This is a genomic window from Pseudonocardia thermophila, assembly GCF_900142365.1.
In the GTDB taxonomy this organism is placed as follows: Bacteria; Actinomycetota; Actinomycetes; order Mycobacteriales; family Pseudonocardiaceae; genus Pseudonocardia; species Pseudonocardia thermophila.
In genome coordinates, this window is sequence record NZ_FRAP01000010.1 from 44,951 (window position 1) to 64,762 (window position 19,812).

The 19,812-nt window shown below is 73.0% G+C and carries 21 protein-coding genes; 12 read left to right on the forward strand and 9 right to left on the reverse strand.

All coding sequences use genetic code 11. The features are described from left to right. Positions 1 to 209: 209 nt before the first annotated feature. Entirely contained in the window at positions 210 to 1,976 is a 1,767-nt protein-coding gene (locus tag BUE41_RS14150) for a sigma-54-dependent Fis family transcriptional regulator (RefSeq protein ID WP_073457706.1), read from the forward strand. A gap of 4 nt (positions 1,977 to 1,980) precedes the next feature. Here BUE41_RS14150 and BUE41_RS14155 read toward each other — a convergent pair whose 3' ends face one another. After that, positions 1,981 to 2,664: a response regulator gene (locus tag BUE41_RS14155; RefSeq protein WP_073457559.1), complete on the reverse strand. Its 684-nt coding sequence runs from the start codon at positions 2,662 to 2,664 to the stop codon at positions 1,981 to 1,983. Then, positions 2,661 to 3,830: a sensor histidine kinase gene (locus tag BUE41_RS14160; protein WP_073457560.1), complete on the reverse strand. Its 1,170-nt coding sequence runs from the start codon at positions 3,828 to 3,830 to the stop codon at positions 2,661 to 2,663. The genes BUE41_RS14155 and BUE41_RS14160 overlap by 4 nt, the downstream gene beginning before the upstream one ends. Positions 3,831 to 4,023: 193 nt before the next feature. Between BUE41_RS14160 and BUE41_RS14165 the strand changes: the two genes are divergently transcribed. Next, positions 4,024 to 4,365: a DUF6223 family protein gene (locus BUE41_RS14165; RefSeq protein ID WP_073457561.1), complete on the forward strand. Its 342-nt coding sequence runs from the start codon at positions 4,024 to 4,026 to the stop codon at positions 4,363 to 4,365. Here the strand turns inward: BUE41_RS14165 and BUE41_RS14170 are convergent. Beyond that, positions 4,351 to 5,577, reverse strand: coding sequence for an APC family permease (locus tag BUE41_RS14170; RefSeq protein WP_073457562.1), 1,227 nt, complete (start codon positions 5,575 to 5,577; stop codon positions 4,351 to 4,353). The two genes, BUE41_RS14165 and BUE41_RS14170, sit on opposite strands and share 15 nt — an antisense overlap. Before the next feature lie 78 nt (positions 5,578 to 5,655). On the opposite strand from BUE41_RS14170, the gene BUE41_RS14175 reads away from it, so the two are divergent. Together BUE41_RS14175 and BUE41_RS14180 are read left to right on the forward strand one after the other, a co-directional pair. Beyond that, on the forward strand, positions 5,656 to 6,411 hold the full coding sequence (locus BUE41_RS14175; RefSeq protein ID WP_073457707.1) for a metalloregulator ArsR/SmtB family transcription factor: 756 nt from the start codon (positions 5,656 to 5,658) through the stop codon (positions 6,409 to 6,411). Further along, positions 6,408 to 6,803: a VOC family protein gene (locus BUE41_RS14180; RefSeq protein ID WP_073457563.1), complete on the forward strand. Its 396-nt coding sequence runs from the start codon at positions 6,408 to 6,410 to the stop codon at positions 6,801 to 6,803. Before BUE41_RS14175 ends, BUE41_RS14180 begins: the two co-directional genes overlap by 4 nt. Before the next feature lie 467 nt (positions 6,804 to 7,270). Here the strand turns inward: BUE41_RS14180 and BUE41_RS14185 are convergent, their stop codons facing one another. The 6 genes from BUE41_RS14185 to BUE41_RS14210 form a co-directional block, all read right to left on the reverse strand. Further along, entirely contained in the window at positions 7,271 to 8,815 is a 1,545-nt protein-coding gene (locus tag BUE41_RS14185) for an ABC transporter substrate-binding protein (protein WP_084755002.1), read from the reverse strand. Between the two features lie 268 nt (positions 8,816 to 9,083). After that, positions 9,084 to 10,160, reverse strand: coding sequence for a DODA-type extradiol aromatic ring-opening family dioxygenase (locus tag BUE41_RS14190; RefSeq protein WP_073457565.1), 1,077 nt, complete (start codon positions 10,158 to 10,160; stop codon positions 9,084 to 9,086). Then, positions 10,160 to 11,245, reverse strand: coding sequence for an aromatic ring-hydroxylating dioxygenase subunit alpha (locus BUE41_RS14195; RefSeq protein ID WP_073457566.1), 1,086 nt, complete (start codon positions 11,243 to 11,245; stop codon positions 10,160 to 10,162). Before BUE41_RS14195 ends, BUE41_RS14190 begins: the two co-directional genes overlap by 1 nt. A gap of 18 nt (positions 11,246 to 11,263) precedes the next feature. Next, entirely contained in the window at positions 11,264 to 12,262 is a 999-nt protein-coding gene (locus BUE41_RS14200) for an amidohydrolase family protein (RefSeq protein ID WP_073457567.1), read from the reverse strand. A 5-nt stretch (positions 12,263 to 12,267) separates the two neighbouring features. Then, complete coding sequence (locus BUE41_RS14205; protein ID WP_073457568.1) at positions 12,268 to 12,657, reverse strand: RidA family protein; 390 nt, start codon at positions 12,655 to 12,657, stop codon at positions 12,268 to 12,270. Between the two features lie 41 nt (positions 12,658 to 12,698). Then, positions 12,699 to 13,472, reverse strand: a complete 774-nt coding sequence (locus BUE41_RS14210; RefSeq protein WP_159444910.1) for an IclR family transcriptional regulator — start codon at positions 13,470 to 13,472, stop codon at positions 12,699 to 12,701. Positions 13,473 to 13,668: 196 nt separating this feature from the next. Here BUE41_RS14210 and BUE41_RS14215 point away from each other — a divergent pair, with 196 nt between their 5' ends. The 8 genes from BUE41_RS14215 to BUE41_RS14250 are packed head-to-tail and all read left to right on the forward strand — an operon-like array spanning position 13,669 to position 19,789. Next, a complete protein-coding gene (locus tag BUE41_RS14215; protein WP_234997260.1) occupies positions 13,669 to 14,400 on the forward strand; it encodes a CoA transferase subunit A in 732 nt (243 codons plus the stop codon). Then, positions 14,384 to 15,064, forward strand: coding sequence for a 3-oxoacid CoA-transferase subunit B (locus tag BUE41_RS14220; RefSeq protein WP_281688839.1), 681 nt, complete (start codon positions 14,384 to 14,386; stop codon positions 15,062 to 15,064). The genes BUE41_RS14215 and BUE41_RS14220 overlap by 17 nt, the downstream gene beginning before the upstream one ends. Next, positions 15,061 to 16,218 carry a thiolase domain-containing protein gene (locus tag BUE41_RS14225; RefSeq protein ID WP_200803896.1) on the forward strand — a complete coding sequence of 386 codons (1,158 nt, stop codon included), beginning with the start codon at positions 15,061 to 15,063 and terminating at the stop codon, positions 16,216 to 16,218. The genes BUE41_RS14220 and BUE41_RS14225 overlap by 4 nt, the downstream gene beginning before the upstream one ends. Beyond that, the gene (locus BUE41_RS14230) at positions 16,215 to 16,643 is read left to right on the forward strand and encodes a Zn-ribbon domain-containing OB-fold protein (RefSeq protein ID WP_084755004.1); all 429 of its coding nucleotides are present in this window, start codon (positions 16,215 to 16,217) and stop codon (positions 16,641 to 16,643) included. Before BUE41_RS14225 ends, BUE41_RS14230 begins: the two co-directional genes overlap by 4 nt. Next, positions 16,640 to 17,269, forward strand: a complete 630-nt coding sequence (locus tag BUE41_RS14235) for an RraA family protein (RefSeq protein ID WP_073457570.1) — start codon at positions 16,640 to 16,642, stop codon at positions 17,267 to 17,269. Before BUE41_RS14230 ends, BUE41_RS14235 begins: the two co-directional genes overlap by 4 nt. Beyond that, entirely contained in the window at positions 17,266 to 17,943 is a 678-nt protein-coding gene (locus BUE41_RS14240; RefSeq protein ID WP_073457571.1) for an RraA family protein, read from the forward strand. The genes BUE41_RS14235 and BUE41_RS14240 overlap by 4 nt, the downstream gene beginning before the upstream one ends. Next, complete coding sequence (locus BUE41_RS14245) at positions 17,940 to 19,535, forward strand: UGSC family (seleno)protein (RefSeq protein ID WP_073457572.1); 1,596 nt, start codon at positions 17,940 to 17,942, stop codon at positions 19,533 to 19,535. The genes BUE41_RS14240 and BUE41_RS14245 overlap by 4 nt, the downstream gene beginning before the upstream one ends. Beyond that, a complete protein-coding gene (locus BUE41_RS14250) occupies positions 19,532 to 19,789 on the forward strand; it encodes a hypothetical protein (RefSeq protein ID WP_073457573.1) in 258 nt (85 codons plus the stop codon). Before BUE41_RS14245 ends, BUE41_RS14250 begins: the two co-directional genes overlap by 4 nt. Positions 19,790 to 19,812 lie beyond the last annotated feature (23 nt).

The following is a 19,812-nucleotide window of genomic DNA, read 5'->3' on the forward strand; positions in this document are numbered from 1 at the left end:
CGTCTCCTCCGTTGTGTGACCTAGGACTCAAAATGCGTCGGAGGGTGGCGTCGCGGGTGTTCCGATCGGGAACACCCGCGGGTGTTCCGAAACGGAACACCGCAGAGACGGGAGGGCTCCCCTACCGTCAGAAGCTCCTGACCTTGCGGAGAGATGTGATGTGAGGCACAGTGAAGATCGCTGTGCTCGCAACGACCGACGAGGCGAGGATGCGTCCTGACGAGGGGGAACGGACGCTGCCGGCACTGTCGCCGGATGCTCGGGCGGCAGCGCTGCGCAGCCGCGAGTTGCTCGTGACCGGCGAGCTGCTGGAACACCCACCCGGCCGGCTCGGCGTGCGCACGGAGATCGAGCGCAGCTGGCGCCGCTGTGTGGGTGCCCAGGTGCCCGTCGTCCCGGAGAGGATCGAGTACCACAAGCTCGACGACGTGCCGATGCTGCGGGACGCGGCGCTGCCGGTGCTGCAGCGGGTCAAGGACAGCTTCGCCGACGTACCGGTGGCGCTGGTGCTCTCCGACGTCAACGGCGTGATCGTCGCGCGGCACGTCGACGTCCGCCGGCAGCGGGAGATCATGGACCGGGCCAGCGCCGCCGAGGGGTTCGACTACTCCGAGTCCTCGGTCGGCACGAACGGGCTCGGCACCGTGCTCGTCGAGCGACGGCCGATGCTCGTGCGCGGGCCGGAGCACTACAACGTGCGCCTGGAGACGCTGACCTGCGCCGGCGCCCCGATCGTCGAGCCGTACACCGGGCGGCTGGTCGGCGCGTTCTCGCTGGCTTGTGAGGTGCACGAGGTGCACCCGCTGATGCTGGTGATGGCCGCCGACATCGCCCGGCAGATCGAGGAGCGGCTGCTCGACATGGCGGGCGAACGGCACCGCCGCCTCGTGCACGCCTACCTGGCCGTGGACCGGACCGGCGCGGGCGCGTTCGTCGTCGACGCCGACACCGTGCTGGCCAACCGGCGCGCGCTCGCCCACACCGGTCCGGAGCTGCACCCGCTGCTGTGGCGCTTCCTCTCCGAGCACGGCCCGTCGTCGCCCACCCGCATGCAGGTCCCGCTCCCGGACGGGCCGCACGCCGCGCTCGTCGAACCCATCCGCGACAGCGGTCGCACCGCCTACCTCGTGCAGCTGCTCGGGCGCCGCTCCGCCCGCTGCGATGAGCCGGTCGAGCCGCCCCGCTCGCCCGCTCGTCGCGCCCCGGTGCGGGTGCCCCTGCACGTCGACGAGGACGTCGACCGTGAACTGGAGGCCGCGCTCCACCACGGCGAGCTGATCGCCGTCGTCGGCGCGGGTGGGACCGGGAAGCTGCACACCGCGCTGGCCGTGCTGCGCCGCCTGGGTGCCGAGGACCCGGTGGTCGTGGAGCCGCACCTGGATCCCGACTGGTTCGCCACCGCACGTGAGGCCGCGGGGTCGGGGCGCGGCCTCGTGCTGCGGCGGGTCCACGAGTCGCCGTCGCCGTCGCTCTCGCAGGTGCAGGCGCTGGTCGCGACCGGGGCGCCGATGGTGCTCACCGCCGATCTCGACGCGGCCTCCGACGACGTGCTCGCGACGGTCCGCCGCGTCGCTACCACCGTCACGTTGCCCGGGCTCGCCCAGAAGCCCGAGCACCTGCCGACGCTCGTGCAGGCCATACTGCGCGAGCTGCCCGAACCGGAGTCGGCGACCCGGTTCGCCCCGCAGGTGTGGGATCGGCTCATGGCGTGGCGGTGGCCGGGCAACGTCGCCGAGCTGCGGAACACGGTGGTCCAGCTGGCGCGGCGGGCGCGGGGCGGCACCGTCGAGCTGACCGATCTGCCCGATCTGCTGCGCATCGCCCGCGGTTCGCACGGGCTGCTGGAGTGCGCGGAGCGGGAGGCGGTGGCCGACGCACTGCGCGCCGCGGGCGGCAACCGCAGCCGGGCTGCCGCCGCGCTCGGCATCGGACGCAACACGCTCTACCGCAAGATGCGCGCCTTCGGGCTGACCTGAGCCGTCATCCCGGTCGGTCCGGCGGCGTGACGAGGTGGTGGCGGTAGGCCAGCACCACCAGCTGCGCCCGGTCGCGCGCGCCCAGCTTGAGCATCGCGCGGCTGACGTGCGTCTTCACCGTGGCGTGGCTGATCGTGAGCGCGTCGGCGATCTCGGCGTTGCTCAGCCCGTTCGCGACGAGCGCGACCACCTCCTTCTCCCGCGACGTCAGCTCGTCGAACACGCTCGGGTCGAGCTGCGGCAGCGGGCTGCGCGCGGTGAGCCGGGCGATCAGCCGCCGCGTCACGCCCGGCGAGAGCAGCGCCTCGCCGCCGGCGACGACCCGGATGCCGTGCAGCAGCTGGCGCGGCTCGGTGTTCTTGATCAGGAAACCGGCCGCGCCCGCGTCGAGGGCCTCGATCACGTGCTCGTCGTGGTCGAACGTGGTGAGCACCAACACGTGCACCTCGGCGAGCTCGGGATCGGCGCCGATCTCCCGGGTGGCGCGCAGCCCGTCGGTGCCGGACATGCGGATGTCCATCAGCACCACGTCGGGCCGGGTCTCGCGGGCCAGCGCCACCGCGTCGGCGCCGTCCGCGGCCTCGCCGACGACGACCATCCCGGCCTCGCTCTCGATCAGCACCCGGAACCCGCCGCGGACGAGCGCCTCGTCGTCGGCGATGAGCACGCGGATCGGCGGGTCGCTCATCGTCGCTCCGGGATGGGCAGCTCCGCGCACACCTCGAACCCGCCGCCGGGGCACGGGCCCGCGGTGAGCCGGCCGGACAGGGCGCGGGCGCGTTCGCGCATGCCGTCGATGCCGTGACCGGCGCCCGTGGTGGCGGGCTCGGCCGGTCCGGCGTCGTGGACGCGCAGGAGCAGCCGCTCCGGCTCGTGGGTGACGGTCAGCGTGGCCGTGCGTGCTCTGCTGTGGCGCACGATGTTCGTGAGGGCCTCCTGCACGATCCGGTACGCGGCGAGGTCCACGGCGGCCGGTACCGGTTGCGGGTCCCCGACGACGTCGAGGTGGACCTCGAGGCCGCCCGCGGCGGTGTCGATCAGCTCGCCGATCCGGTCGAGCCCGGGCCGCGGCGCCAGCGGCCCGTCGTCGGTGTCGTCCTCGCGCAGCACCCCGAGGATGAGCTTGACGTCGGTCAGCCCCTCGTCGCAGATCTTCTTGATCGACGCGAGGGCCGCTCGGGCCTGGTCGGGGCGCTGGTCGAGCACGTGCAGGGCGACGCCGGCCTGCACGCTGACCGTCGCCATCGAGTGGCCGAAGACGTCGTGCAGCTCGCGGGCGATGCGCACCCGCTCCTCGGCGGCGATCCGGCGCGCCTGCTCCTCGCGGGCGCGGGTCTCGCGCTCCAGCTGGGCGCGGGTGGCGGCGAGCAGCTTCCGGTAGTAGCCGACGGCGGCCCCGGCGCTGGTCGCGGTCGCGACCGTCAGCACCGCGTACGGGACGATCCCGACGGTCTCGGTGTCGCTGAGGACCACTCGGATCGCCACCACCTCGACGAACGCCGTCGCGACCGCTGCGGTGAGGCCCCATCGCCAGCCGCGCTCGGCCGCGAGCGTGTAGCAGCCGATCAGTGGGAGCAACGCCACCAACCGCCCCGGGTAGGGGGCGAAGAACCAGGCGAGCACGACCGCGTCGAGGACGGTGAGCGTCGTCACGGGACGGCGGCGGCGCACCGCGATCGCCGCCGCGGCCACCGCGGACAGCCCGATCGCTCCGGCGTCCACCGGGCGCGCCGCTGGCGCCGACTCCGGCCCCAGCCCCAGGACGGCACCGGCGAGCAGGACGATCGCCGCGGCCGCGCCGAGCACTCCGTCCGCTGCCCATGGGCGCAGCGGTGGTGCCGCGGTGCTGGCCATCCCACCCCCTCCGATCCGGTCATCGTGCACCGCCTCCCGGCGGCGGCGCGTCCACCGCGGGATGGGTCCATCGGCTACGACCGACGGCTGACGCTACGCCGAGCGCAGCAGCTGGAGAACACCTCCGCGGCCCGACGCGCACCCGCGGCGTCCACCCGCACGATCGGCGGCAGTCTCCACGGAAGGACATCCCATGTCGCTGTTCATCCTCGCCGCCTCCGGCGGATACGTGCTGGGTGCCGGCCGCACCGTGCCGAGCATCGTCGCCCTCCTCGCGCTGGCCGGCGTCGTCGTCGGCGTGCTGGCCCGCTCCGGCCGGTGGGCCGAGCGGCGCCGCACGCTCGCCGGCACCTCCGTCGTCCTCTCCGCGATCGGCCTCGTCGTCGGCGGACTGCACCTGGCGTACTCGGGCGGTGGCCCGGGCACCGGCAACGGCTGGGTCGGCGCGTTCGCCGCCGTCGTGCTGGGCATCATCGGGCTGGTCCTCGGCGGGCTCGCCTGGGCGCGCCGCGCCCCGGTGTCATCGGGCCGCTGACCGCAGCCGCACCAACCGGTACGCCGCGCCGATCGCGTACACCGCAGCGCCCGCTGCCACGACCGGCCACGGCAGCGTGGCCACCAGGAGCAGGCACCCGGCGGCGCCGATCACCTGCAGCCAGCGGGGATACCGCCGCCGGTCCTGGGTGTACGCGGCGAGGTTCGTGACCAGGTAGTACAGCAGCACACCGAACGAGGAGAACGCGATCACCTCGCGCAGATCGACGGCGAGCACCAGCGCCGATACGACGACGGCCAGCACGATCTCCGCGCGGTGCGGCACCCGGAACCGCGGGTGCACCGCGGCGAGCCAGGCCGGGAGGTCGTCGTGGCGGGCCATCGCCAGCGCGGTGCGTCCGACGCCCGCGATGAGCGCCAGCAGCGCGCCGAGGGCCGCGGCCGCCCCGCCGGCTGCGACGACGGGGACCGCCCACGTCCCGATCGCGGCGGCGGCCACGTCCCGCAGCGGAGCCTGCGACACGGCCAGCCGGCCCGGCCCGAGCACCGTGAGCGCGGTGACCGCCACGGCCGCGTAGACCACGACCGTGGTGCCCAGCGCGAGGACGATCGCCCGCGGGATCGTCCGCTCCGGCTCCCGCACCTCCTCCGCCATCGTGGCGATCCGGGCGTACCCGGCGAAGGCGAAGAAGATCAGTCCGGCCGACCGGAGCACCCCGTACGCGTCGGCCGGGTCGCCGAGCGGCAGCGTCTTCGTCCCGGCCGACCCACCCACCACGACGACGCCGAGGACTACGAGCACCACGACGACCAGCACCGTGGCCAGTCGAGCCGTGCGCGTGACCCCGCGGTAGTTGACGGCCGCCAGCCCGAGCACCGCCGCCACCGCGACCGGCCGCTGGAGGGGCTCCGGCACCGCGTACGCAGCGAACGTCAGAGCCATGGCGGCGCAGCTCGCGGTCTTGCCGATCACGAACCCCCAGCCGGCCAGGAACCCGGCCCACGGACCGAGCCGCTCGCGGCCGTACACGTACGTACCGCCGGAGGTCGGGTACTGGGCGGCGAGCTGAGCTGACGCCGTCGCGTTGCAGTACGCCACCACGGCCGCGATCGCCAGGCCGATCAGCAGTCCCGGCCCGGCGACGGCGGCCGCCGGCCCGAACACCGCGAACACCCCGGCCCCGAGCATCGAGCCCAGCCCGATCACCACTGCGTCGGCGGTGCCCAGGCGCCGCGCCAGTCGTTCGGCCATCGACGCAGGCTAGGCCGATCCTCCAAGATGAATCAATTGCGATTGATGCATCGAACCGCTTTGCTGTACCGTGCGGTGATGCGATCCCAGCGGCGGGACGACACCGGCCCGCCGGACGTGCTCCGGCTGGCGGCGCATCCGCTGCGCTGGCAGCTGCTCTGCACGCTCGCCGGAAGTGATCACCGCGTGCGCGAGCTGTGTGAACGGGTCGGCGAGCCGCAGAACCTCGTCTCGTACCACCTGCGGCTCCTGCGCGACGCCGGGCTGGTGACCGCGAACCGCAGCAGCGCCGATGGTCGCGACACCTACTACCACCTGGATCTGGACCGCTGCGGTCGGGTGTTCGCCGACGGCGTGGCCGCCCTGCACCCGGCCCTGCGCCCCGGCCCGCCGGCTGGCGCCGGTGTCCGCCGCCCCGTGGCGGTCCTGTTCGTCTGCACCGGCAACAGCAGCCGGTCCCCGATCGCCGAGGCCCTGCTGCGCCACCGCGCGGGCGCCGCCGTCGACGCCGTCAGCGCAGGCACCAGCCCGAAGCCGGAGCTGCACCCGCACACGGTCCGAGTCCTGCGGGACGCGTACGGGGTCGACGTCACCGGCCGGCGCCCCCGCCGCGTCGACGAGGTCGCCGGTCGTCGGTTCGACCACGTCGTCACCGTGTGCGACCGGGCCCGGGAGCTGTGCCCGGAGTTCCCCGACCATCCCCGGTGGGCCCACTGGAGCATCCCTGATCCCGCGGCCGACGGCAGCTACGCCGCCTTCCGCCGCACCGCAACCGAGATCGACACCCGCGTCCGCCACCTGGTGTCGGTCCTCGCCGCAGAGGAGTCGTCATGACCACGCACGACGAGTACGTCGGGGTCCGCTACATCGTCAGCGATGTGCGGGCCGCGATCGACTTCTACACTTCCCACCTCGGGTTCGAGCTGCTCAGCCATCCTGCGCCCGCGTTCGCCGACGTCGCTCGTGGCCGCCTCCGGCTCCTGTTGTCCGGTCCCGCGAGCTCGGGCGCCCGCGCTACCCCCGCTGACGCTGCGGCGCCGGGCCGTAACCGCATCCACCTCGTCGTCGACGACCTCGACGCGGAGGCCGAGCGCTTGTGCTCGGCCGGCGTGCAGTTCCGCAGCGACGTCGTCCAGGGCCCCGGCGGCCGCCAGGTGCTCGTCGCCGACCCGGACGGCAACCTCGTCGAGCTGTTCGCCCCCGCCGTCCGTTCTTCACCGAGCTGATCCCGGCCCGGCCTGCCTCCGCTCAACGTGCCATCACGGTGATCGCGTCCGTGTCGCCGGGCTGACCCCGATCTCCTCGGCGTAGTCGTGCAGGGCGCAGGAGCCGTTGCCGTTGCCGAGTTCGGTTGGTCCGTCGTCGCTGTGGCGGACCCGGTGTTCAGTGCGGTCCTGGTGCGGGCGAGCCGGGTGGTGACCTGTTCCACCGCGACCTGGTAGTCGCGGTAGCAGGCGGTGGCCTGGCTTGCGTTCATACCTGGACTGCAGAGACCACCACCGACGATGTTCGGGCACACCTTACCCGCAGCCGCGACGAACTCCAGCACCCGAACCGCGACGCAACGCACATGCTGCAGATGCGCGATGAGCGCGCGATCAGCTGACCGAGAGCCGCCCGGCCCGACCGTTGAGAGGCCCGGGGTCCAGGGGCAGCGCCCCGGGTCGAGCCCCGGGATTACCGGCCCCCGAAATCACCGAGGCGAGATCCCCCTCCAGTCGTACTCCTGCAGCAACGTCGTCTCGAACCCCTTCACCGAGGGCTGCATCCCGAACGTCTGCTGCAGACTGCAGATCGGCACCACGTTCGGCCCGGTCCGCGTGACGTTCTCGATCAGTTTCCGCGTCGGTCCCGCGCGCTCCTCGGTCGACGTGCTCGTCAACGACTCGGTGTACAGTTCCGAAACCCCCGGGAACTCGATCTTCCCGTAGTTCATGGTCCCGGTCGGCGTGTAGAACATCTGCAGGAAGACGCTCGGATCCGGTCGTCCCGCGGCGAACTGCCCCAATCCCGCCTGCAGATTCCCCTGTCCGCGCGCCACCAGGTAGGCGTTGGTGTCCATCACGTTGATCTTCACTTGAACGCCGATCTGGGCGAACTGGGCCTGCAGGATCTGTGCGAGCGACCCGAACGCCGGGAAGGCGATGGTGCTCAGCTCGAACGAGAACCCGTTCGGCAGCCCGGCCTCGGTGAGCAGCTGCTTGGCGGCGGCGACGTCGTGGGTGAGTGCGGGATCGGCCTCGAGCCCGTCGACGTGCGCCCAGTAGCCCTTCGGGAACGGCTGCACGCTCGGTGTGCATGCCCCGGTGAAGCCGCTGTTGTCGGCGATGGACTGCCGGTCGATCACGCGCAGGAGGGCCTGGCGCACCTTCGGGTCGGCGAACTCGGGGACGGCGACGGGGTTGAGCAGGAGCCCGATGAAGTTCGTGCTGGGCCCCTGCACGGCGACGACGCCTGCGCTCTCCGCCTCGGCGACCTGGGAGCCGTCCATGCCGATGATGTCGAGCTGGCCGGAGGCGAGGGCGCGGAAGCGGGCGGATGAGTCCTGCTGCTGGACGTAGCGGATGCCGGAGTTGCGGACCGCGTCCTTGGCCCAGTAGCCGTCCCACGCTTTGTAGACGACCTCGCTGTCGGTCTTGCTGACCAGCGTGTACGCGCCGGTACCGACGGGGTTGGTGGCGAGGTCGGGGCGGTCGACGGCGTTCGGGCTGATGATCATCCCGGCTTCCCCGGCGAGGACGTTCGCGATCGCGCCGGGCGGGCCGGACAGGTGCAGTCGCACGTGCGTGTCGTCGAGGGCCTCGATGCTGTCGACCACGGCCAGCTGCGGCGCGACGACGCTCTTCGGCAGCGTCTTGGCGCGCTCCAGCGACTTCTTCACCGCTTCGGCGGTGAGCGGGGCGCCGTCGTGGAAGGTGACGCCCGTGCGCAGGGTCAGGTCGAAGGCCCTGCCGTCGGGCGAGAGCGTCCATTCGGTGGCGAGTCCGGGCTGCAGCTCGCCGTCGGCGTCGCGGGTCAGCAGGCTCTCGTAGAGCGGCGTGAGGAACGACTGCTGGTAGGTGCCCGAGAGGTGGGGGTCCAGGGTGGACGCCACCGTGCCGCCGAACCGCAGTTCGGCCTTCTCGGTGGCGGCGGCCGGGCCGGCGCTGCTGCCGCCACCGCAGGCGGGCAGGACCAGCACGGAGGTGATGGCGAGGGCGGCGAGTACCCGCCGCACTGTCGTGGGTCGGCTGCGCACTGTGCTGGCCTCTCCTCAGATCGCATCGGCAGTGATGATCTCCAGGGCCGCGACGCCTCCCCGATCGGTCGTCGCGCACATCCCGCGTGCGGGGTTCGAGCGCACGTTCGCGATATGAACATTATGTGCGCTCTGTGTGACGCAGAGCGTAAGGGAGGCGGGATCCCTGCACAAGGCTTCTGCGTCTACTTCTGACGTCTCCACTGCGTGCACTCCGGGGATCGCGACGAGATTTGCGAACATGATGCACGCAATGCGAACGAAGCGGTCAGCTCCAGATCGCGAACCCCATCCCGGCCCCCGTCCCCGCCTCGGTCCGGTACACCGGCTCGTAGACGGGCTCGCGCATCTTCAGCCCCGCCCGCGACATCACCGCGGCGAGCGTCACCCAGTTCAGGCACTCCGACGTCGCGGAGTAGAGGCGGTCCCTGGGCAGCGAGGTGAGCGCCTCGGTGTCGTCGGCGGCCAGCGCGGCCAGCAGCATCCGATCCAGCTCCTCGTCCACTACGAAGTGGCTGAGCCCGCCCGACGCGACGACGGCGACCCGCACGTCGTCGTCCCACCGTGCGATGGCCTCGGCGAGCGCACCGCCGAACGCGTGGCAGCGGCGCGGGGTGACCGCGTTCGGCGGGTAGCAGGTGTTCTGCGAGATCGGCAGGATCGGCGGGTGGTCGGTGCCGAGGAGGCGCTGCACGACGAACGAGTAGCCGTGCGGGAGCCCCTGCGGCCGGAACGGGGTCTCGCGGACGAGGTCGAGGCCGGGATACCGGCGGGCGACCCGGCCGCCGTAGGCCTCCTCGACGTAGGTCATCTGGCTGACGTCGAAGTCGTGCTCGATGAGGTGCTCGATGACGTGCCGGCCCAGCTCGTGCGCGACCGGCACGTCGCGGCGGACGGCGCCGTACCCGTCGGCGACGAGCTGGTCCAGGTAGCGCTGCCGCTCGCTCCCGCGGGTCGGCCGGGGCCGCGGGATGATCGGGACGGTCGGCCCCCAGAAGATCGAGAACGCGGGCATGTTGGACTCGAAGAACCACTCGTCCTGGTCGTCGCTGATGATCACGACGACGTCCGGCCGGACCGCGGCCAGCGCGGTGGCCAACTGGTCGAGGGCGGCCTGGCAGCGGTGCGACTGCTGCCGGAAGGTCGCCAGGTCACGGGGCCGCTCGCGGATCCACTGCGGCACCGCCGTGCGCACCGCGTCGTGGTAGCTCATCGCCTTCCCGGGCCCGGGGAACACCAGCTCCGGGTTGTGCTCGTCGCGCTCGGCGTACTCCGCCCACAGCTCGGGCGGGAGGATGAGCAGCGGGGTGTGGGAGGTGGCCAGACCGAGGACGATCGACGCCATCAGCGCGCCGACGCCGGAGCCGCCGCCTCGGCGCGCAGCCGCCGGGCGAGCATGCGGCGGGCGATCAGCGCCGCGGTGTCCAACCGGGTGCTGACCTCGGGCGACGGCCCTTCCTCGTCCTCCAGCTCCTGCAGGATCGCGACCGCCGCCGCGTCCTCCTCGATCAGGCACAGCTGGCCCTCGCGGACGGCCTCGTCCATCGCCGCGTCGCCGAGGGCGTAGTCGCGGCCGATGGCGAAGAAGTAGTGCGTGCGCCGCGCGGAGAGCGGCGTGAGCCCGTAGACCACCTTCCCCAGGTACGGCCGGCGCGGCCCGTCCGCGGGATCGTGGACCGACGCGGCCTTCACGACGCTCACGTCCAGCACGTACAGCGCGGGCACGAAGTAGTGGATGTGCTGCTCGCGGTCGATCGGTGACTGCAGGCCGGTGCGTTCGCGGTAGGTCGGCGGGCACTCGGCGTCCGGCATGATCCGCGACGCCTCCACGAGCCAGCGGGATTCGTCGGAGCGGCTGGTGATGCCGGTCTCGGCCACGTCCCGGGTGCCGATCTTCGTCGCGTGGATGAACGACTCGTGCGACAGGTCGAGCACGTTGTCGGCGATCAGCTGGTGGTTTGCGTCGATCACGACGTGGCCGGGCACGAACGTGAAGGACGGATCGGCGAACCCGGTCTCGGCCGGGATCTCGGCAGGATCGGCGAGCGCCGGATCGCCCATCCAGATCCACACGAAGGGCCCGTTCTCCACGACCGGGTACGTCTGCACGTCCGCGTGCGCCGGCACGGCCTGCTGCCCGGGCACGCTCAGGCAGGTGCCGTCGGGGCCGAAGCGGAAACCGTGGTAGCCGCAGGTGATGACGTCGTCGGGGCCGAGCGTGCCCTCCGAGAGCGGGTAGCCGCGGTGCGGGCAGCGGTTGCGCAGCGCGACCGGTGTGCCGTCGCTCGTGCGGTAGAGGTTGACCGACGTGCCGAGGATCGTGCGGGCGAGCATCGGACCGTCGAGCTCGCTGCGCAGCGCCGCGATGTACCAGGTGTTGCGGACGAACTGCGGGCGCTCGGGCGCCGGGCGTGCCAGAGGTGCTGCCATCGGGTGTCCTCCTGCGGGTCAGATCGCGAGGCGGGTGAAGACCTTGCGCGCGTTGCCCTCCAGCACCAGCTGCTTGTCGCCCTCGCTGAGCCCGGGCATCGCGTCGATCACCGGTTTGATGTCGTCGAACTGCCGGCCGGTGGCCGGGTCGACCACGGATCCGCTGCCCGGGCGTTCGGTGCCGAACAGGCAGCGATCGGGGCCCACGGTCTCCAGCAGGAGCCGCAGCGACGCCGGGTTGTGCAGCACGGTGTCGAACCACAGCCTGCGCAGCGAGACCTCGAACCGCTCGGCGTCCGGCGATCCGCCGAGGCTGGGCATGAGCCGCTCGGCCTGCCAGCGCCCGATCTGGTACGGGACCGAGCCGCCGCCGTGGGCGATGATCAGCTTGAGGTCGGGGAAGTCGGTGAGGGTCCGTGAGCGCAGCACGTTGAGGATCGCGATCGACTCCTCGGTGACGAAGTGCTCGCTGTAGGTCTCCCGCCCGCTGTAGCAGCCCGCCGAGTGCACCAGCGCCGGCAGGTCGTGCGCGACGAGCCGCTCGAACAGCGGGTACCAGTACTCGTCGCCCAGCGGCGGGGTGGTGCCGGTGCCCTCGTGCGGGTCGGGGTTGATGCACACCCCGACGAACTGCGGCAGCGCCGCGATCCGGTCGAGCTCGTCCAGCGCCTCCGTGACGGGCCGGCCCGCGCAGAGCGGTAGCGCGGCCACCCCGGCGAAGCGGGTGGGGTGCAGGTCGACCGTGCGCCGGATGAGGTCGTTGTTCGCCGCCACCCACCAGTGCACGATCCGCTCGGGTTTCGCCGAGGTCATGAGCTGGTAGGGACGCGGGGAGATCAGCTGCATCGTCGTGCCGACCTCGTCGAGCAGCGCCACGTTCCGTGCCGCGGCCGCGGCGAGCTGCTCATCGTCGATCTTGGGGTCGCCGCGGTGCAGCCCACCGGAGGCCTGCAGGCGGGCCTTGTAGGCGTAGAAGACCTCGGGCGCGTTCAGGTGGGCGTGGGCGTCGATGACCATGGGTGTCAGCTCCCGATGTAGGCGGTGACCTCGCACTGCAGGAGCAGGCCCGCAGGGAGGTGGGCGTAGACGGCGACGTGGCGCGCCGGGCGGCGCTGCGGATCGGGGAACGTCGCGCACCAGACCGGGTCGATGTGGGCGCGGGCCGCGCGGTCGGTGACGGTGAACGCGAGCTTCACGACGTCGTCGAGGCCGCCGCCCGCCGCCTCGACGACCGCGCGGACGTTGTCGAACAGGTTCGCCACCTGGTCGGGCAGCTCGGGCGGGACGGTGCCGGTGGCCCGGTCGACGCCGGAGATGCTGCCCGAGATCAGCAGCGGGCCGACCACGGCGGCCGTCGGGATGGGGGAGGTGCCGTGCTCGAGGCCGGGCACGGTGATGCTGCGTCGGGTCACGGGTGGTCCTCGTAGATGGACGCCCCGCGCCCCCAGGCGAGCTACGCGGTCGGGACGGGCAGGGCCCCGCCGAGCCGGGCGGTGAGGTCCTGCGCGGCCTCCTGGAGGCGGGCGAGGCGGAACGGGAAGGCGGAGTTCGACGCCGAGCCGAACGTGTCGACGATGGCGAGCGCCGCGCAGACACCGGTGCTGTCGAAGATGGGGGCCGCCAGACCGCAGGTGCCGTTGACCTCGTTCACGGCGGTGGCGAGCCCGGTGCGGCGGACCTCGGCGACCTTGGCCCGGGTGACGCTCTGCGCCGGCTCGGGCAGCGCCGACAGCGCGGCCTCCTGCTCGTCGTGTTCCCCGCCGAACGCGAGGAACACCGCGGCCTGCGCGGTGTCGATCGGCAGGACCGTGCCGACGCGGAACGTCAGCACCACGCCGCGGCCCTTCGGCTCCTGCACGCGGGCCACGACCGGGCCGGCCGAGGTCCAGAGGCTGAGCGAGATCGTCGTGCCGACCTCGTCGGCGAGCTTGGCCATCCGCTCCGCGGCGACGGTGACGACCGACCGGTTGCCGATCGCCAGGCCGCCCAGGCGCAGGATGAGGCTGCCCAGCCGGTAGCCCGGCGGATCCGTCGACACGCGCAGCAGGTCGTCGGCCGCCATGGAGGTCAGGTAGCGGTGGGCCGTCGTGCGGTTGAGGCCCAGCGCGGCGGCCACGCCGTTCGTCGTCAGCACCGATGTGCTGTGGTTGAACAGGTCGAGGATCTGCCCGACGCGGTCCACGGCCTGGATGTCGGCGCGTCCCGACCCGTTCTCCGACGACGGCACCTGCTTCACCTCGACTTGTGCGCAATGTGAACACGATGTTCGACGACGTGACTCTAACCGGGCGGGGTTGTGCCCGGCAAGCCGGGTGCTCGTCGGAAGGTCGCAGTCAGCGCGCGGTGGCCGCGGCTCCTTGACATTCGCGGACGCAAAGTGAACATACTGTTCGAACTGTGAACGCGAAGAGCGGAGGGCTGCGGTGATCGACAAGATCAGGGGCTCGGTCGCCGAGGCGCTGGCCGACGTTCCGCGGCGCGGTGCGATGATCGCGGTCGGCGGGTTCGGCGACTGCGGCGCACCGCTCGCCCTCGTCGAAGCGCTGTGCGAGCTGGACGTGCGCGACGTGCACGTCGTGTCGAACAACTGCGGGATCGGGGAACGCGGGCTCGCCCGGATGCTGATCGAGGGCCGCATCGCGCGGTTCACCGGCTCGTTCCCGGCGCACGCGGAGTTCCTCGCGCAGTACCGCGCCGGACGCATCCACCTGGACCTCACCCCGCAGGGCACGCTGGCCGAACGCCTGCGCGCGGGCGGGGCGGGCATCCCCGCCTTCTACACGCCGGCCGGGGTCGGCACGATGCTCGCCGACGGCACGTTCCCCGCCGCGTACGGGCCGGACGGCGAAGTGCTCGCCTACTCCGAGCCGAAGGAGACCCGCGAGTTCGACGGGCGCACCTACGTGTTGGAGCGGGCGCTGAAGCCGGACGTCGCGCTGATCCGGGCGCACCGCGCGGACCGGCTGGGCAACCTGGCGTTCCGCCTGACCGCCCGCAACTTCAACCCGCTCTGCGCCATGGCCGCGCGGCTCACGATCGCCGAGGTCGAGGGGGTGGTGCCGGTCGGCGAGCTGCCCCCGGACCAGATCCACCTGCCCGGCGTGTTCGTCGACCACATCGTGGAGGAGGAGCTCATCGGTGACCGTGCAGCCTGAGGCGCCACCGATCGGGCGCACCCGCGCCGAGATCGCCGCCCGCGTGGCCGAGGACCTGAACGACGGCGACTACGTCAACGTCGGCCTGGGCATCCCGCTGCTGGTGCCTGACCACGTCGCGCCGGACAAGCAGGTCCTGTTCCACTCCGAGAACGGGCTGCTCGGCATGGGGCCCGCCCCGGCCGAGCACGAGCGCGACCCGGACCTGACCGAGGCCGGGAAGGGCTTCACCACCGCCGTGGCCGGCGCCGCGATCTTCGACTCGGCGGTGTCGTTCGCGCTGATCCGCGGCGGGCGGCTCACCGCCACGATCATGGGAGCGCTGCAGGTGTCGGCCAGCGGCGATCTCGCCAACTGGTACGTGCCCGGTCGCAGGCCCGGCGTCGGCGGGGCGATGGACCTGGTTCAGGGGGCGCGCACCGTCTGGATCGCCATGGAGCACGTCGACCGCACGGGCGCGCCGAAGATCGTGGAGCGCTGCACGCTCCCGCTCACCGGCCGCGGGGTCGTGGACCGCATCTACACCGATCTCGCCGTCCTCGACGTCACCCCGGCCGGGCTGGTGCTGACCGAGCTCGCCCCCGGCGTCGACGTGGCGACGGTGCGCGCGGCGACCGGGGCGCCGTTCGCGGTGGCGGCGGGCGTCGGGGAGACCGGCCGGTGAGCGGCATCCGAGGCGGCGCGTACATCGTCGGCGCCTACGAACACCCGGAACGGAAGATCACCGGCTCGTCGGTGCCGCAGGTCCTCGCCGAGGTGGTGAGCGGCGCGCTCGCCGACGCGGGCCTGTCCGCTGAGGACGTCGACGGCTGGTTCGGCTCGTCGGAGCAGCCCGGGCTGGGTGGGCTCTCGATGCTGGAGTACCTGGGGCTCACCAACGTCCGCCACGTCGAGGACACCGAGAGCGGCGGCGCGTCCTACCCGACCCACGTGGGGCACGCGACCGCCGCGATCATGGCCGGGCGCTGCGACGTCGCGGTCGTCGCGATGGGCGGGCTGCCCCGGTCGCTGCCACCGCACCGGTCCGTGCCCGGTCCCGAGGACCCGTTCGAGACGCCGTACGGGATCTCCCCGGTCGCGCTCTACGCGCTGGCCGCTGCCCGGCACATGCACGAGTACGGCACCACGTCCGCCCAGCTCGCCGAGGTGAAGGTCGCCGCGTCGCTGCACGCGCAGCACAACCCGGCGGCGCTGCTGCGCACCCCGGTCACCGTCGATGAGGTCCTCGACTCGCCGCTGATCGCCGACCCGCTGCACCGGCTCGACTGCTGCGTCACCACCGACGGCGGCGGAGCGGTCGTCGTGGTCAGCCCGGCGGTCGCGGCGCAGCTGCCCGGCCACAAGGTGAAGGTCCTCGGCCAGGCCGAGGCCGTGAAACCCGCCGGCGCCGCGGTCGACGCGACGTACACCGCGGCGGTCTGGTCCGGCCCGCGGGCGTTCGCCGAGGCCGGGGTGAAACCGGGCGACGTCGACTACGCGTCGATCTACGACTCGTTCACGATCACCGTGCTCATGCTGCTGGAGGACCTCGGCTTCTGCGCCAAGGGCGAGGGCGGCCGGTTCGTCGCCGACGGCGGGCTGCTCGCGCACACCGGGAAGCTCGCGGTGAACACCGACGGCGGGGGGCTGTGCAACAACCACCCCGACTCCCGGGGCGGCATGGTCAAGATCATCGAGGCGGTGCGCCAACTGCGCGGCACGGCCAATCCGCCGGTCCAGCTGCCCGACGTGCAGATCGCCCTGGTCCAGGGCATCGGCAAGGCCATCGGCAGCCGCCACTACAGCAGCACGCTGCTGCTCGGTCAGGAGGACTCGTGAGCCTGCTGGAGGAGGCCACCCTGCCGGTGCCGAAGGCGCCGGTCACCCCGGGACTCGAACCGTTCTGGGCCGCGCTCGCCGAGGGCGAGCTGAAGCTGCCGTTCAGCCGGGTCACCGGCGAGTTGGTGTGGTACCCGCGGGCGGCGGACGCGCGCGGCCCCGCCGACCTGGAGTGGCGCACTGCACCGGGGCGCGGCGTCGTCTACAGCGTCACCGTCGTGCGCCGCCCGGCCGGGGAGTACCGCGACAGCGGCCCGTACGCGCTGGCCTACGTGACCCTCGAGGAGGGCGTCCGCGTGCTGACGCACGTCATCGGCATCCCGCCCGAGGACGTCCGCATCGGCATGCCGGTGCGCGCGGTCGTCGCCGAGGGCGCCGACGGTGCGGTGCTGCTGCGGTTCCGGCCCGTCGAGGAGGGCGCGTGACCCCGGCTGACCTGGGTACGTGCGCGCTCTCCGATGCGCTCGACGCGCTGGGCCTGCCCGGCGTCCTGCCCGGGGTGCGGGCGCTGAGCGGCTCCGCACGCGTCGCCGGCCGGGCGGTCACCGTCACGCTCGGTCCGGCCGGCAGCGCCCCGGCCGGGCGGCACCTGTGCACCGCCGCCGTCGACGCGGCCGGGCCCGGGGACGTCGTGGTCGTCGCCCACCCCGGCGGGGACGCGGCCGGCTGGGGCGGCATCCTCTCGCTGGCGGCGCACCGGCGCGGGATCGAGGGCGTGGTCATCGGCGGCCCGGCCCGCGACGTCGACGAGGCCCGCGCGCTCGGGTTCGCCGTGTTCGGCACCGCCGCCACCCCCGTGACCGCCCGTGGGCGGATCGCCGAGATCGCCTGGAACGAGCCGATCGCGATCGGCCCCGTCCTCGTCGCCCCCGGCGATCTCGTGGTGGGCGACGAGAACGGTGTCGTCGTCGTTCCGGCCACCCGGCGCACCGAGGTGCTGGGGCGGGCCGCGGCGATCGTCGAGCGGGAGGCCGCGATCGCCGCCGCGGTCCGGTCCGGCACCCCCGTCGCCGAGGCGATGGGCGCCTCCTACGAGCGGATGCTGTCGTGACAGCGGTCGCTTCGCTCGCCACCCGCCTGGTCGCGCTGGGCACCAGCACCGTCAGCGACGCGCTCGACCGGCTCGGCATCCCCGGCCAGTGCCGCGGCATCGCCCCGCTGGTGCCCGGCCGCAGCTTCGCCGGGCCCGCCTTCACCGTCCGCTATGGGCCGAACGGGATCTCCGGCGGCACCGTCGGCGACTTCCTCGACGACGTCGAGGCCGGGCACGTCGTCGTGCTCGACAACCGCGGCCGCACCGACGCGACCGTGTGGGGCGACATCATGACCACGGTGGCGGCCCGCCGCGGGCTCGCCGCCACCGTCATCGACGGGGTGTGCCGCGACCTCGACCGCAGCCGGGAGGTCGGCTACCCCGTCTACGCCCGCGGCAACTGGATGCGCACCGGCAAGGACCGGGTCCGCGTCGAGGAGATCGGTGGACCGGTCGACATCGGCGGGGTCCGCGTGCTGCCGGGCGACCTGCTCGTCGGCGACCTCGACGGCGTGGTCGTGCTGCCCGCCGCCCGCATCGAGGAGATCCACGACGTCGCCGTCGGCATCGCGGACGCGGAGGCGGCCGTGCGGGCCCACGTGGCGGCCGGGCTGTCGCTGCGCGAGGCCAGGGCGCGCACGGGCTACCACCACCTGCAGACGCCGGACCCGGCACGAGAGAGGGACCTGTGAGAACACACGCACTGCTCGATCCGACCCGCGCACCCGCCACCGCGGGCACGCACGGGCCGATCCGCGTGCTGCCCGAGCTGGCCGGCCGCCGCATCGCGCTGGTCAAGAACGCCTGGCCCAGCTGGCACGCCATGGTGGACCGGCTCGCCGAGCTGCTCGGCGAACGCCACCCCGGCACGACGTTCACGCAGTACGTGGTGCCGAACGGCTCGGCGGCCGAGCCCGACCTGCTGCGCCGGATCGCCGAGGAGAACGACGCCGCCGTCATCGGGCTCGCCAACTGCGGCTCCTGCACCGCGTGGAGCTTCCACGACGCGATGGAGCTGATCCGGCAGGACCTGCCCACTGTGCTGGTGGTGACGAAGGAGTTCAGCGAGCTCGCCGAGGCGCTGGTGCGGGCCAAGCGGTTCGAGGTGCCGCGGGTGCTCCTGCCGATCAACTCCGAGACCGTGGACCTGGCGGTCGCGCTGGGCATGGTGGACGACGCGGTCGGCGAGATCGAGGAGCGGCTGACCACTGCCGCTCCCGCCGCGGCCGGGCCGGACCCGGCGAGCGGAACGCGGTTCGCGGCCGTCGAGGCGGTCGACGATCCCGACGACGACACCGCACACGAGTACTTCTACCAGCGCGGATGGACCGACGGGCTACCCGTTCGGTTGCCCACCCTGCGGCGCGTGGAGCGGTTGCTCGCCGCGCTGGGCGACGTCGACCCTGGCGAGGTCGTCGCGCACATGCCGCCGACCGGGTACGGCGTCACGTACGAGACGCTGGCCGCCAACGCCGTCATGGCCGGTGCCGCGCCCGAGCTGATGCCGTTGATCGTCACCGCCGTGCGCGCTGCGTGCGAGCCGCAGTTCAACCTCAACGGCATCGCCACCACCACCGGGTCGTCGACCCCGGTCGTGATCGTGAACGGTCCGCTGGGCCGCGAGGTCGGGGTGAACTCCGGGCGCGGCGCACTCGGCCACGGCTGGCGCGCCAACGCGGCGATCGGGCGCACGCTGCGCCTGCTCATCACCAACGTCGGCGGCGCGGTGCCGGGCAGCGTCTCCAAGTCGATCATGGGTCAGCCGGGCCGGTACACGTTCTGCTTCGCGGAGAACGAGGCCGAGTCGCCGTGGGCCCCGCTGCACGTCGACCGGGGGCTCTCCGCAGCCGACGACGCGGTGACCGTCCTCGGCGCCACCGGCAGCGTCAACCTGCTCACGCCCCGCCAGGACCCGGAGGCGATGCTCAGCCTGCTCGGCGACGGGCTGGCGTTCATGGGCAACCCGAACGTCGTGATGGGGCGGGGCACGGTCGCCGTGCTGATCACGCCAGGGCACGCCGCGGTGCTCGCCGGGGCGGGCCTGTCCAAGGCCGACGTCGCGCGGGAGATCTGGCTGCGGGCGGGCGTGCCCGTCGAGCGCTTCCCCGCGTCGGCCAAGCCCGATCCGCCGTACGAGTTCGTGGAGCACGACGGGCTCGTCTACCCCGTGAAGGACCCCGCGCACGTGTTCGTGCTCGTCGTGGGTGGGCCCGAACCGACGCACGCCACGCTGATCCCGAGCCATCCCAGCAGCATCCCGGTCACCCGGGCGGTGCTGCGGTGACCGCGGTCGATCCCGCGCTGCAGGACGCGCTGAACCACCTGCAGCGGATGCTCGGCGAGGACGACTACCGCATCCAGGCGACCGTCGTCGACGACGTGTCGGTAGATCTGCGCGTGATCGCCCGCGACGCGGCGTGCGCGGAGTGCCTGGTGCCGAAGGACATGATGCGCGGCATCGCCGACGAGCACCTCACCGCCACCCGCTACCGCGTCCGGGTGCTGCTCTACCCCGACGATCCCGATCCCGACGACTGAGCGGCGCGATCGCGCCGCGAGGA